Here is a 13477-nt window from a genome sequence, read left to right as displayed (position 1 = left end):
ACTGATCCCATGTACGATTGGCTTCGCCGCTTATTCTCCGACGCCGGCAAACCCGCGCGAACCGTCCAGCCGGCCGCCGCGCCCGTGCCATCATCACCATCACCGCCGCCGCGCCAGCCCAGCTTCGCCGCGGACAGTGTGTCGACCCTGCAGCGCGATCAGGTGGACTTCGTTTTCGCCAGCTGGCTGTTCGAAGCGGAAAGCCACCCTGACATCTTCACCAACGGCAATGAGGATGCGATCCTCGCGGCGCTGGACGGCGTGGTCAAGTCCGAGCAGGCCGGCGCGCACCTGGTGCGGCGCATGCCGGGCGTGATTCCCCAGCTCCTGCAAAGCCTGCGCAGCGGCGATTTCACCGGGCCCGAACTGGCGCGCAAGATTTCCCAGGACGTGGTGCTGGTGGCCGAGGTCCTGCGTCTTGCCAACAGCGCCGCCTACAGTCCCGGCAAGCCGATCGACAGCATCGACCATGCGATCCTCATCCTCGGGCAGGACGGCTTGCGCCAGCTGATCACGGGGGTCGCCTTCAAGCCCATCATCGATCTCCATTCCGGCAGCTTCACCAGGATGGTGGCGCCGCGCCTGTGGGCGCAGTCCGAGCGCTGCGCGCTTGCCAACCGGCTGCTGGCAAGCGGCGAGGCGGCAGACCCGCTCGACGTGTTCCTTGCCGGCCTGGTGCAGAACGTCGGCCTGACGGTGTCGCTGCGGGTCATCGACCAGATGTCCGACGGCCGCCAGCCGGTGGGATCACCCACCTTCTGCAATGCGCTGGCGGGTTTCGGCCGCACGCTGGCGGTCAATATCGGCAGCGAATGGCATTTTCCCGATACCGTGATGAAAGCCATCCGCGAGCAGGGCGAATCCGTGCGCCCGGCGGCCATGTCGCCGGTAGGCAGGGTATTGTGGATGGGCGATTACCTGAGCAAGATCGACATTCTTTCGCGCCACCAAAGGCTCGACCCTGCCGATCCGCATGTAACGGACGGCCTGTCCGGCAGGGAGATGGATTGCCTGAGGCAGCTGGCGGAAGTCGAGGAGCGCGACTGGCTCGGGACCGCTGGCGGGAATAAATAAGGGACAGCAATCGGCAGCCGCGTTCACTTTCCGCAAGCGCTTGCAATTGATGAATTGTGACTTACTTCTATTTCACCGGTGAACTACTTCCGGTGCAACCGCACTAAGTTTGTTATAACAACATCATTGCCGCACATAAAACTGCGCACATACCACTGAAGGAAGCCGCCATGTCCGAAGACGAATCCGCCAAGCCATACACCAGCCCGGCATCCGGCACCGCCGACACCAGCACTGACGCCCACGCAAGGCCGGATGACACCACGCCGCAGCCCGAGCCGGAACATACCCTGACCGAGGAAGCCGCCGAAGCCGATACGCCGCTGGCCATGAAGGCCGCCGCCCTGATCGGCAACAACAAGGGCAAGCTCGCCATCGGCGCCGCCGCCATGCTGGGCATCGCGGTGTTCTACAAGTGGCGCGACAGCAAGCTCGCCAAGGAAGACCCGGAAGAATATGCCCGCCTGCGCCGCATCAAGGCCGGGCTGGAGAGCGGCGTCGACGGGGTCGGCGACGACGGCGATCTTGAGGCCGACAGCGGCGAGGCTGCCGATGCCGGCAAAGCGGAGCCGGAGAAGAAGGACTAACATTGGGCTTTCCGCATCCGTATTCCGAGGCCAATGTCATGACCAATCCGACCCGACTGAAGATCGATTTTGTTTCCGATGTATCCTGCCCATGGTGCGCCATCGGGTTGAAGTCCCTGGAGCAGGCGCTGGAACGCGTTGGCGACGATATCCGGGCCGACCTGCATTTCCAGCCTTTCGAACTCAATCCGAAGATGCAGCCGGAAGGCCAGGACATCACCGAGCACCTGGCCGAGAAATACGGCGCCACGCCCGAGCAGTCGGAGCGCAACCGCGAAGCCATCCGCGCGCGCGGCGAAGCGGTGGGATTCGAATTCCGCATGGACAAGCGCGGCCGCATCTACAACACCTTCGACGCGCACCGCCTGCTGCACTGGGCCGAGCTCGAAGGTCCGGCGCGGCAGGCGGCACTCAAGCATGCCTTGTTGCGCGCCTACTTCACCGAGGGCGAAAACCCCGGTTCGCATGAGGTGCTGCTGCGCGTGGCCGGCGAAGTCGGGCTGGATGCCGCGCGCGCAAAACAGATTCTGGACTCCGGCGAATTTGCCGAAGAGACGCGCCAGCGGGAACGCTTCTATCTCGACCAGGGAATACATTCCGTGCCGGCAGTCATCGTCAACGACCGCTACCTGATTCAGGGCGGTCAGCCGGTGGAAGTGTTCGAGGATGCGCTGCGCAAGGTGGCGCAGGCCGCCTCGACGACTCCAGCTGCCTGATATCAGATCCTGCGGCGGCCAGGACCGCCCGCGCAATCATCCGAGGAATTGCCATGAACCGAGAAGAGCCGCGTCCCGACCCGATGCCCATCCAGCCGCGGACCGACAAGCCGCAGCAGGATCCTCTGGTGAATCCCGGCTATCAGCCGGTTCCGCAGGAATTGCCGGCGGAGGACGGCAAGCAGCCGCCGGCGCAGTCTTCCTGAGGCTTTCGGCGATGGACCGAATCCACCCGCAGCGATTGGTTCGGCACTTGAAATTCATCAGCCCCGGCTTCGCAATGCATGCATTGCGCCCGCAAGCGCCTGACTGCCAGGGAGAGCAAGCGATGCTCCTTCCTTTTCAGGAGGGAGGCTGGGACGCCCGCCGCACCCGGCGCAGGGAGGGGCGGGCGCATCGCCTCCCATGAAACCGCCTCGGCGCGGCCCTTGACCGTACGGTCTTCTCCCGTCACGTCTTCAACCGATACCCGGTCCTGAAGATCCACCAGATGCCCGCCAGGCACAGCAGCATGAACACCAGCGTCATGCCAAGGCTGATGCCCACGCTCACGTCCGACACGCCGTAGAAGCTCCAGCGGAAGCCGCTGACCAGATAGACCACCGGGTTGAACAGCGTCACCTTCTGCCAGAAGGGCGGCAGCATGCTGATCGAATAGAAGCTGCCGCCGAGGAAGGTCAGCGGCGTGACGATCATGATGGGCACGATCTGCAGCTTTTCCCAGCCGTCGGCCCAGACGCCGATGATGAAGCCGAACAGGCAGAAGGTGATGGAGGTCAGGATCAGGAAGGCCAGCATCCACCACGGATGCACGATCGTATAGTCGACGAACAGCCAGGAGGTGAACATGATGATCAGGCCGAGGATCACCGACTTGCTGGCCGCCGCGCCGACATAGCCGATCACGATTTCGAAAGCCGAGATCGGCGCCGACAGCACTTCATAGATGGTGCCCGCCCACTTGGGCATGTAGATGCCGAACGAGGCATTGGAAATGCTCTCCGTCAGCACCGACAGCATGATCAGCCCCGGCACGATATAGGCGCCGTAGCTGATGCCATCGATCTGCGCCATGCGGGAGCCGATGGCCGAGCCGAAGACGATAAAGTAGAGCGAGGTCGAGATCACCGGCGAGGCGATGCTCTGCAGGAGCGTGCGCCAGGCGCGGGCCATCTCGAAAAGGTAAATCGCCTTGATTGCGTAAAAGTTCATGCGCGCCCCCTCACCAGGCTGACGAAGATGTCTTCCAGCGAACTCTCGCTGGTCTGCAGGTCGCGGAAGTGGATGCCGTGCTCGTCGAGCCGCTTCAGCAGGTCGGGAATGCCGATCTGGTCTTCCTGCGCGTCGAAGGTATAGGTCAGCTGCGTGCCGTCCTGCGAGAGTTCGAGCTGATATTCCTGCAGGCCGTCCGGCAATGCCGCCAGCGGATGCTGCAGATGCAGCGTCAGCTGCTTCTTGCCCAGCTTCTTCATCAGCACATCCTTGTCTTCCACCAGCAGGATCTCTCCCTTGCGGATGACGCCGATGCGGTCGGCCATCTCTTCGGCCTCTTCGATGTAGTGGGTGGTGAGGATGATGGTGACGCCGTTCTCGCGCAGGCTGCGCACCATCTGCCACATGTCGCGCCGCAGCTCGACGTCGACGCCGGCGGTGGGTTCGTCGAGGAACAGGATCTTCGGCTCGTGGCTGAGCGCCTTGGCGATCATCACGCGCCGCTTCATGCCGCCCGACAGCGCCATGATCTTCGCATCGCGCTTGTCCCACAGCGACAGGTCCTTCAGGATCTTTTCGAGGTAGGCCTTGTCGGGCGGCTTGCCGAACAGGCCGCGGCTGAACTTGACGGTATCCCAGACGCTTTCGAAGGCGTCGGTCGACAGTTCCTGCGGCACCAGTCCGATCTTGGCGCGCGCCGCGCGATATTCCCTCGCGATGTCATGGCCATCGGCGAGCACGGTGCCGGTACTGGCATTGACGATGCCGCAGATGATGCTGATCAGCGTGGTCTTGCCGGCGCCGTTGGGGCCGAGCAGCGCGAAGATTTCGCCGCGCCGTATATCGAGGTTGATGCCTTTGAGCGCCTGAAAGCCGGACGCATAGGTCTTGGTAAGTCCGTTGACGGAAATGACTGCTTGCACGAGCACTCCTCAGCAGCCGGACGGGAAACGGGATGGACATGCAAACCGGGCAACTTGCGCCATGTGGGGGTTCTCCTTATCGCAATGAATAGACGACATGGTAAGACATTGCGTGAAAACGCGAGCGGCGCCGCTCCCTGGCGAACCAGGTCCTCAATGCAGCGATGGCAACGGCCATTGACGGCATGGCATGCAGGAAGAACAAGTCCGTTGTACTTCCCGCCATGACCGCAGCCGTAAAAGTTGTTTCCATTCATTTTTTGCGTTGACTGCCGGAACCTTTTCTGCACAGCAATCTCAGAGACACGTGCCTTGCATCAACATGATGCGAGGAAAGTTTTTCTGGGATGGGGAAGTGTTGAAAACCACAGCAACAACTTGCGGAGCGTTGACATCAATGCTGATGTCGGTCGGTGCTGCAATCATGTTAAGCGCCTGCGGCGGCGCGCCCGCCGACGACGATCTGCGTCAGGCCAACGGGGCGGCACTGCCGAATGCCGCGTCCAGCAAGTTTCACGCAACGTCGAGCGAATTCAATCCGTCGGTCTGGGATCATCACAACTGGGACGAATGCGATTGCGGACGCAATGCCGCGCCGATCAACAGCGTGCCATGGACCCAATTGAAATGATGGCCATGCCATGCCTGCCGGCGAGGATGCAATCCATCAGCGCGCCGGCAGCAGGGCAGTGCGCTCGGTGCGCGCACGCCTGAGCATCGCCTCGGCCTCGGCCACATCTTCTTGCAACCGCTGCTGACGCGCCTGGTAATGTTCGTTCAGGCGCGAACCGCCGCCGGCATTGCCGGTGCGCTCTCCGGGCAGGGGTTCGATGCCGGCCTGCTGGCGTTTCTTCGCATCCTCCAGCAGCATCTCGGCCTTGATCACGTCGCCATCCGCATCCTGAACGCTTCTCCGCCTGTCGAGAGAGGCGATGGAAGGCACCTTGTTGACCGGAGTGCGCTCCACGCGCGGCGGCACCGCGGGACGCTTGCCCGATTCGGATTTCCAGGTATTGGCGGCGGGATCGGGCGCAAGCGTTTCATCCAGCTTGGCTCCCTTGACCAGCTTGTCCGAATAAAGGATTTTTCCATCCGGCAGGACTTGCCGGTATACCCGTTCCGCAGGCTTGCCGATCTTGGCAGGGGCGGTGATGGTCAGTTCTTCCGCCGCGTGGGCGGCGAACGGAATGCCGCCGAGCAGCAATGCCAGCGGGAGAAAACGCGGTAAAGAGGATTTGATCATGGCGGCATGCCTCCTTTGTTGCATAAGGTAGCAAAGCCTTGCGGGAAGGCGATGAGAATCAGCAAGGGGTGGAGGAATAAGGAACAAGGGAGGGCATCACCTCATGGGGTTTCAACACCCCCCTCACCCCCGGCCCCTCTCCCGCAGGCGGAAGAGGGGAGCCATGCGCAGTGGCCAGGAGCTCCGGACCTGCTGTTTCAGGTTGTAGCCAGCCAATCCACCGCGCGTTGCGCAATCCGCGCCGGAATCTCGTGCCCGCCTTCGAACTCCTCGTAGCTCACCTCGTATTCGGCGCGCTTCAATCGCGGCATGATGGTCCTGCTGCAGGGATCGATCGGCAGCACGCCGTCGCGGGTGCCATGGGAGATGAATACCTTCGGCTGGCCGCGCGGCGTCACCGGCGCAATGAAGCCCGGCGAAAAGGCGATGACATGCGTAAACAGATCGCCATTGGCCAGCCCGAGGGACAGCGCATAGGACGCGCCGTCGGAGAAGCCGCCGATGGCAAGATGCGAGCGATCGATGGCATACCGTGCAAACACGTGTTCCAGCGCCTGGTCCAGCAAGGCCACGTCGGCGCCATAGGCACGGCTGACGATCACATCCCAGCTGTGCGAGGCCGATGCCGGCGCCACCAGGATCAGCCCCGCATCATCGGCCAGATGGCTCAGCAGGTCGAGCCCGTGCTGCGCATGACCGCCGGCGCCGTGAAGCAGCAGCACCAGCGGCAAAGGCGAGGACGGATCGTAGTCCGGCGGCACATACAGGTAGCTGTCGCGCATGCCGCCGAGCGGCAGGCTCTGCAAGCCTGCTTCTGCGCCGCCGCCAGGCAATGGCGCTGGCGGTCTTGCATGCAGGCGCGGGTCGCGACTCATGATATTGCTCCGTTGTTGCGTCTTTGCATGGCTGTCCGCGGCTTTTCCCGTCGCAACAGCGGGGAAGCCAGCGGCATGCGCAGGCCTGCCGCAAATCCGGTCAGAAAATCAAGGCGGCATAAAGTTCATTCGCCGGCCGGGCGGGAACCGGCACTGAACTTTCCGCGGGCAGGCTCATCGCAAGAGGACATACGACACCGGTGGGCGCCGATGCATGCTGGCTTGCGAGCATGCGCTCATATACGCATCCGAAGCGCGCGCCGACACCGCCAATGACTCCTGCGAAGCATGCCATGAAGCCGATACCCAGGGACAAGGCGCTCGACAGCACGCTGGCCTTGCTGCGCGAAGCCTACAACTTCATTCCCAACCGCTGCGGGCGGCTGCGGACCGACATGTTTGAAACCCGCCTGATGGGACAGAAGGTGATTTGCGTTTCCGGCGAAGCGGGGGCGGCGATGTTCTATCAGCCCGACCGCTTCACCCGCAAGCATGCCTTGCCACCCACCGCGTTGCTGCTGCTGCAGGATCTGGGCAGCGTGCAATTGCTGGATGGCGAAGCGCACCGGCGGCGCAAGCAGATGTTCATGGCCCTCATGCGGCCGGAGCGCATCGGCAGCCTGACGCAAATGTTCGCCGAGCAATGGCACCAGCGCCTCAGGCAATGGGAAAGCGCGGAACAGGTAGTGCTGCATCATGAGATGGAGCAACTGCTGTGCAAGTCGGTATGCGAATGGACGGGACTGAGCCTGACCGACGCGGCGCTGGAACAGCGCACGCGTGAGTTTTCCGCGATGATCGACGGCGCCGGCGCGGTGGGCCCGCGCAGTTGGCGGGGCATGCGGCTGCGCTCGCGCACCGAGGACTGGATACGCAGCGTCATCATGATGATTCGTGCCGGACACATGCAGGTGCCCGACGACAGCGCGGCGCAGATCATTGCGCTGCATCGCGATGCCGACGGCGAACTGCTCGACAACGCCGTGGCCGCAGTCGAGCTGATCAATATCCTGCGTCCCACGGTGGCGGTGGCCCGCTACATCACCTTTGCCGCGCTTGCGCTGCATCGCTATCCCGACGTGCGCGCACGGCTGCTTTCCGCGCAGTCCCGCGAGGACGACTACCTCGGCTGGTTCGTGCAGGAAGTGCGGCGCTTCTATCCCTTTTTCCCCGCGGTCGGCGGCCGGGTGCGCGAAGAATTTACATGGCGCGGCCTGCACTTTGCACAAGGCACATGGGTATTGCTCGACATCTACGGCACCAATCACGACCCGCATCTCTGGAAAGATCCGCAGACTTTCCGACCGGAGCGCTTCCGCGACTGGAATGCCAGCCCGCACAACTTCATACCTCAAGGCGACGGCGACTTCGATCTCGGCCATCGCTGCGCCGGCGAATGGCTCACCATCGAACTGGTAAAAACCGCCACGCGCCTGCTGCTGTTCTCCATGGACTATGACGTGCCGGCGCAGGACTTGCGCATCGACATGTCGCGCATGCCGGCGATACCGGAAAGCCGCTTCGTCATCAGCCAAGTCAGGCATGTATTCAGCACTGCCGAACCGGTGATGGAGGCGGAAAGCGGCCTGATGGGATCGCAGGCGGCGCAGGGCATGGAGAGCGGGCGAAGCGGACAGGAATGGTGATGCGGGCATTATTGTGCATTCAGACATGAGCGCCGCGCCGCATGGCATGCTCCTTGCAGACTCCCATGGTTCCGATACGAATCATGATGGAGTCAAGATGAAAATCCTTACCTCGATGAGCCTTGCGGCGCTGCTTGCGGCCGCCGGCATCGTCCATGCGCAGACACCCACCAACAGCACTTCCGGCATCAGTTCCCGCACCATGGGCTCCGGCAGCTCGGTAGAGCCGGGCGGCCGCGGCGGTTCTGACGCCAGCAGCGGCTCGACCGGCATGTCGTCAAGCGGAAGCAGCGGCGGAAGCGGTTCGTCCGCATCGGGCAACACCCGTTCCGGCACCGCATCGACCGGCAGCGCCGCCGATTGCCCGCCGATGACGAGCGCATCCGGAAGCGGCGGCATGGCAAGCTCGTCGGCGTCCGGCGCATCGGCAACCGGGCAGACCGGCCGCGCAGGCGTCAACTGCGGCAATGCACAATCGTCGGCCAGTTCGGGCACCAGCAGCGGCAACAGCGTCGGCGGTCCCGGCATGCCGAGCGCCAATCCCACGTCGGGCGGCGTAGGCACCATGGGCAGCGGCTCTTCCGGATCGCCCAGCGGGCCGGGAATTTCGGGGCCGACCAACGGCATTGGCCGCTAACGGCACACGACTGTGCCGCAGTGCACACCTGAAACCGCACCGAAGGCCGGCATCCGCCGGCCTTTTTCATTCCCTCGCCCGCTTTCCCTCAGGCGCATCCACCCTGGATTTTCTTTTCTGGCCGGGCGGCGCAACTTGTCCCGCTGACTGCGCTCTCATATCTCCCGTGCCGCAGATGCGCCACCCCGGCATTTGATGCCGCCGGCAAGCACGAGGGGAAGGATCATTGAATCTGCCTGCGGGCCCACGCCGCCGCGCGGGCATGCAATCACGGCCTGGTCTCGATGAGCGGGCCGCCATTAAGGAGAGAATGATGCAAACGGTTTCCGAAATCATGACGCGCGACGTGCGCTTCGTCACGCCCCATGAAAGCCTGCAACGCGCGGCGCAACTGATGGATGAACTCAACGTGGGTGCCTTGCCGGTCTGCGATGGCGATCGCCTGGTCGGCATGGTGACCGACCGCGACATCACCGTGCGTGCCACTGCGGCCGGGCGCGCGCCGTCCGAAGCGCATGTCGATGAAGTCATGAGTACCGATGTGCGCTGGTGTTTCGAGGATGAGGAAGTCGACAGCGTGATGCAGAAAATGGCGGATACGCAGATCCGCCGCGTGCCGGTGGTTTCCCATGACGAGCAGCACAAGCTGGTGGGCATCGTTGCCCTGGGCGACCTGATCACCAAGTCCAGCGACGGCGCGCAGAGGCAGACCGCCGACGACACCGCCGCGCGCATATCCACGCCGTCCGAGCCGGACCGATCGAAGCCGGAGCAGCAGGCGCATCATCATCGGCGAGCGACGGGAGGCAAGCCGTCCGCGGGTTCGAGCCCCGGCACCGCGACCGGCTTCGCCGGCACCGACGCCTTGCTCGCCGAAGGGCGCGACAGGGCCGAGCCGGGCGCGCTCATCGATCCATCGGGCCCGTGGAATTCCGCTTCCTCAAGCGCCGCCGGCACCGCCGGAAGCACCGACAATGCCGGCAGCACCGGAGCGCCGGGCGGCACCGATGCGGCAGGCGCCTCGGGAGCTTCGGGCGGCACCGCCGGCACGGCGGGCTCGGCTGGCACCGGCATCGGCGCCAGGCCATAGCCATCGGCATACGAGGAAACAGAACCCGTCACCCGAAGGCGCGGCGATGCGATACCTGCGGCAGGAGCGGCAGGAGCGGCGCCATGCCCTATGTTTTTTACCTAGGAGATGCGCATGAACAAGGATGCCAATACCAGGGATGCGAACGCATTTCGCCGAGGCGAATTTCCCACCGATGCGCCGATCGAGGCGCTCAGGACCGACCACCGTTTCGTGAAGGAACTCTTCGAGCGCTACTTCGCGACGCGCGACGAAGACGAGAAGAAGGAGACCGGCCGTCATGTGCTGCTGCTGCTGGAGATGCATGCCTCGCTCGAGGAAGGCGTGTTTTATCCCCGGGTGCGCGATGCCGATCCGAGGCTGGTCGACCATTGCGAGGAAGATCATGAAGAGGCGCGCCAGCTGATCGACAGGCTCAAGCCGATGGATGAGAGCGATCCGCAGGCGCAGCAGCTGTTCCGCCAGCTCGCCGACATGGTGTTGCTGCATGTCGAGAACGAGGAAACCAGCCTGTTCCCGAAGGTGGAACAGGCGGGGCTGGACCTGAGCGCGATCGGCGCCGAGATGCAGACGCTGCAGACGCGCATGATCGCGGACCGCCTGCAGAAGCCGATTGCGCCCGGCCTGCGGCAGTGATGCCGATACCGGTTCGCTTCCTCTCTGTTGGATCAGGCCGCACCAGGCATCTGGTGCGGCCTGGTGCGGCTTGATGCGGACTGGCGCACGGTGGCGGCATGACCGCTCCGCCGATGCGCCGCCATAGTTATCGGAGTTCTCAGAGTTCCCAGGCTTTTCAGAGCTCTCAGCGTTTATTCAGCCTTGCGGCCTTTGGCTGTTCTCGATCTGCATTTCCGCGGTGCTGAGATAAGCTTCCGTTGAATTGACATCGGACTTCGCGGTCGAGCTCCCGCCGGCGCGCAGCAGCCCGGGATCGATTTTCCGAAGCAGGTCGGCGGGCACGGATTCCGCGCATGCCGTGACGACTTCATACAGCGGCGAGGCGCTTGCCTCTTTACCCAGTTCGACTTCATTGGCGAAGATCTCGAAGCGCGTGCGGGCCAAGTCCATCAGGCTTGCGCGCATGCGCTGCGAGGAGGGGTTGCCTTCCGCGGCTTCCGCCAGGCTGGCGTGATCGATGACGGGGATGGCGCTGCCGCCATTGCCTGCCTGCGCCAGCTTGAATGGATCGAAACCGGCACGCAGCAGGTCGGCAAGAAAGCGTTCATGAAATTCGCTGTGCCGCATGCCATCCAGTGCGAGCGACTGGAATGAAGGACCTCCACCTTCGTTGTACGCTTCGGCCCCGCGCTGCGCCAAGGATTGCAGCGCGCGCCAGTCGAAGCCCGATGGATTCCTTTCCCATTGTTCCTGCAGATCGGTGAATTCGCCGACAAGGCGATTGATTTCATGCGGGTCGTGATGAGCCATGACGTCCTCCAAAGCGAATTTGTCGCGCTTTGCGGGAAATCGTTCAGCAAAACTGCGCCGGCAATTCAAGTTTCGGGACAGGGACGAACCATGATGGTGAGAAGCGGAAACAGAAACGCTTGCCGGCGATCCGGTAATTGCCTCCAATCGTGTGCGGGGCGGCCGGAACCAGCCGACGCCGGAACCGTCCGCATGGCGCTGCCACTCATAAAGTAATGGCAGTGAAGACATTAACGAAACAGAACGGAGGTTGATGTGGGACTCAAGCTGTATGGAAACTTTTACGAAGAGCGCTTGCGCATGCGCGATCAAGCGAAAGATCCGGCCGTGAAGGCGCACTTCCAGGCGGAATTGGATCTGATCAAGAAAATGAATGAGGCTTCCGATATCCAGGACCCGCCCGCGACCGGCGCTGTCAATCCTCCTGACGCGAAGAAAAATTTCCGTCAACCCGATGGCGATCCTCAATCATCGCCATCATCGCCGCCATCGACACCGCCGTCCGCTCCCCCAACCGCGACCGGCACGGACCCGTCAATTGCAGGCAAGGATAACGACAGCAACAAGAAGGTGCAGACTCTGATGCCGATGTTCGAAAAGCTCTCGAAGGAGACCGGTGTGCCGGCCAATACCCTGGCCGCCGTCATGGTGCAGGAGTCGCGCGGCTACAGCATTGAATCGATGAAGAATGCAGGCGGCCTGATGCAGCTTGGCCCGAACGAATTCAAATACCTGCAAGATAAAAATCCCGAGCTGCTCGGCGGGATGACCCATCTGTCCACGGAAGGCCAGGTTACCTCGGCGGCCTTGTACCTGAAGGAGCTCAAGGGCAACGGCACCTGGGATGACGCGCTCTTCAAATACAACCATGGACCGAATGCGGGCAACAATCCTGCCTTTGGCGATCCCCATTACATGACGAGCATCCATGAACATCTCCGCAAGATCGAGAACGGCGAATCGTTGCCGTCCTGACAGGCGGATTTTTCAGGACGCAACTTGCTTCTTCAAGCAGTCGGGGCCAGTATTTTCCGTCCGGAAGGTATGGCGTGATGCGTGATAGTGTTAGGCGGCCCGCTGGAGTGCAAAAATCCGGCGGGCCGCGGCTGATGCTTGAGCAAACATAAGCGCAGCCATAGCCCGGCTTTAATCCTTGGAAGAAATGACGTAACGTGAAGCAGAACATGCAAATTCAGGTTTGCATGGCTTCGTCTTCCATTCCATCGCATTGGAGAGCCGGATGAAAAAAGCCATCGGGTCGCTGCTTGGCATCATTGTCCTCGCAGCTGTCGCATTTGCCGTCTATCTGTGGCTGCAGGGGCCGACATACCGTCCGGCATCACCGCCACCCCTGGATGCGCCGCCGCCAGCGGCGGCAGCCGAGCCGGAGATTCTTTATCCGATGCCCGAGCCGCCGCCGACCGCGCTTCCGGCGCCCGACAAGAGCGATCCGGCGGTACTGGGCGCACTGTCGGAGCTTCTTGGTAGAGCGGCTGTCAAGCGCCTGTTCCAGCCAGAGGAGATTGTGCGGCGCATCGTGGTCACGGTCGATAATCTGCCGCGCAAGGTCGTCTCGGGGCAGCTGATGCCAACCACACCCGTTCCAGGCAAGCTGAACGTCAGTGGCAAGGGCAAGGAAGTCACGCTGTCCTCCGCCAATTACGAACGCTATACGCCCTTCGTGCGCGTGCTCAATACGGTGGATGCGAAGGGTCTGGCAGCGCTTTACACGCGCTTCTATCCGCTGTTCCAGGGTGCCTACCGCGATCTCGGCTATCCCAAGGGCTACTTCAACGATCGCCTGGTCGCGGTGATCGACCATATGCTGGATGCTCCGGAAGTCGAAGGACCGATCGAACTGGTGCAGCCGCATGTGTTCTACAAGTTCGCCGACCCGGAGCTGGAATCGCTGTCGGCCGGGCACAAGCTGATGCTGCGCATGGGAGATGCCAATGCGGCGAAGGTCAAGAGGAAGCTGCAGGAGATTCGCAAGGAACTGGTGAAGGGGAGTGCGGAGGCGAAGGGGCGGTGATACAACGCGGCACT

General features: G+C 62.7%; 16 protein-coding genes. 11 read left to right on the top strand and 5 right to left on the bottom strand.

What is annotated here, in order from left to right:
* The first annotated feature begins 9 nt into the window (after positions 1-9).
* The 4 genes from FH061_RS21970 to FH061_RS30645 all read left to right on the top strand — a co-directional run bounded on the left by FH061_RS21970 (position 10) and on the right by FH061_RS30645 (position 2583).
* Entirely contained in the window at positions 10-1074 is a 1065-nt protein-coding gene (locus FH061_RS21970) for an HDOD domain-containing protein (RefSeq protein WP_151637985.1), read from the top strand.
* 170 nt (positions 1075-1244) lie between these two features.
* Complete coding sequence (locus tag FH061_RS21965) at positions 1245-1661, top strand: hypothetical protein (RefSeq protein ID WP_151637984.1); 417 nt, start codon at positions 1245-1247, stop codon at positions 1659-1661.
* 38 nt (positions 1662-1699) lie between these two features.
* Positions 1700-2377: a DsbA family oxidoreductase gene (locus tag FH061_RS21960; RefSeq protein ID WP_151637983.1), complete on the top strand. Its 678-nt coding sequence runs from the start codon at positions 1700-1702 to the stop codon at positions 2375-2377.
* A gap of 53 nt (positions 2378-2430) precedes the next feature.
* Positions 2431-2583, top strand: coding sequence for a hypothetical protein (locus tag FH061_RS30645; RefSeq protein ID WP_192805193.1), 153 nt, complete (start codon positions 2431-2433; stop codon positions 2581-2583).
* A gap of 244 nt (positions 2584-2827) precedes the next feature.
* On the opposite strand, the gene FH061_RS21955 is transcribed toward FH061_RS30645, so the two are convergent.
* Positions 2828-3589: an ABC transporter permease gene (locus FH061_RS21955; RefSeq protein ID WP_151637982.1), complete on the bottom strand. Its 762-nt coding sequence runs from the start codon at positions 3587-3589 to the stop codon at positions 2828-2830.
* A complete protein-coding gene (locus tag FH061_RS21950) occupies positions 3586-4512 on the bottom strand; it encodes an ABC transporter ATP-binding protein (RefSeq protein WP_192805192.1) in 927 nt (308 codons plus the stop codon). The genes FH061_RS21955 and FH061_RS21950 overlap by 4 nt, the downstream gene beginning before the upstream one ends.
* 190 nt (positions 4513-4702) lie before the next feature.
* On the opposite strand from FH061_RS21950, the gene FH061_RS21945 reads away from it, so the two are divergent.
* Positions 4703-5143, top strand: a complete 441-nt coding sequence (locus FH061_RS21945) for a hypothetical protein (protein WP_151637980.1) — start codon at positions 4703-4705, stop codon at positions 5141-5143.
* A gap of 36 nt (positions 5144-5179) precedes the next feature.
* Here FH061_RS21945 and FH061_RS21940 read toward each other — a convergent pair whose 3' ends face one another.
* Entirely contained in the window at positions 5180-5755 is a 576-nt protein-coding gene (locus tag FH061_RS21940; protein ID WP_151637979.1) for a hypothetical protein, read from the bottom strand.
* A gap of 197 nt (positions 5756-5952) precedes the next feature.
* Positions 5953-6630 carry an alpha/beta hydrolase gene (locus tag FH061_RS21935; RefSeq protein ID WP_151637978.1) on the bottom strand — a complete coding sequence of 226 codons (678 nt, stop codon included), beginning with the start codon at positions 6628-6630 and terminating at the stop codon, positions 5953-5955.
* 293 nt (positions 6631-6923) lie between these two features.
* Here FH061_RS21935 and FH061_RS21930 point away from each other — a divergent pair, with 293 nt between their 5' ends.
* The 4 genes from FH061_RS21930 to FH061_RS21915 all read left to right on the top strand — a co-directional run bounded on the left by FH061_RS21930 (position 6924) and on the right by FH061_RS21915 (position 10639).
* A complete protein-coding gene (locus FH061_RS21930) occupies positions 6924-8276 on the top strand; it encodes a cytochrome P450 (RefSeq protein WP_151637977.1) in 1353 nt (450 codons plus the stop codon).
* Positions 8277-8373: 97 nt separating this feature from the next.
* Positions 8374-8913: a hypothetical protein gene (locus tag FH061_RS31505; protein WP_151637976.1), complete on the top strand. Its 540-nt coding sequence runs from the start codon at positions 8374-8376 to the stop codon at positions 8911-8913.
* A gap of 310 nt (positions 8914-9223) precedes the next feature.
* The gene (locus FH061_RS31840; RefSeq protein WP_404822493.1) at positions 9224-10003 is read left to right on the top strand and encodes a CBS domain-containing protein; all 780 of its coding nucleotides are present in this window, start codon (positions 9224-9226) and stop codon (positions 10001-10003) included.
* Positions 10004-10117: 114 nt separating this feature from the next.
* A complete protein-coding gene (locus FH061_RS21915) occupies positions 10118-10639 on the top strand; it encodes a hemerythrin domain-containing protein (RefSeq protein ID WP_192805191.1) in 522 nt (173 codons plus the stop codon).
* Positions 10640-10816: 177 nt separating this feature from the next.
* Here FH061_RS21915 and FH061_RS21910 read toward each other — a convergent pair whose 3' ends face one another.
* The gene (locus FH061_RS21910) at positions 10817-11431 is read right to left on the bottom strand and encodes a hypothetical protein (protein ID WP_151637974.1); all 615 of its coding nucleotides are present in this window, start codon (positions 11429-11431) and stop codon (positions 10817-10819) included.
* A 255-nt stretch (positions 11432-11686) separates the two neighbouring features.
* Between FH061_RS21910 and FH061_RS21905 the strand changes: the two genes are divergently transcribed.
* Entirely contained in the window at positions 11687-12406 is a 720-nt protein-coding gene (locus FH061_RS21905; RefSeq protein WP_151637973.1) for a transglycosylase SLT domain-containing protein, read from the top strand.
* Positions 12407-12671: 265 nt separating this feature from the next.
* A complete protein-coding gene (locus FH061_RS21900; protein ID WP_151637972.1) occupies positions 12672-13463 on the top strand; it encodes a DUF3014 domain-containing protein in 792 nt (263 codons plus the stop codon).
* Positions 13464-13477: the final 14 nt, after the last annotated feature.

It is taken from the genome of Noviherbaspirillum aerium, assembly GCF_008929045.1.
Taxonomy (GTDB): domain Bacteria; phylum Pseudomonadota; class Gammaproteobacteria; order Burkholderiales; family Burkholderiaceae_D; genus Noviherbaspirillum; species Noviherbaspirillum aerium.
The sequence above is the reverse complement of the archived record's forward strand: the minus strand, read 5'-3'. Positions and strand labels throughout refer to the sequence as shown.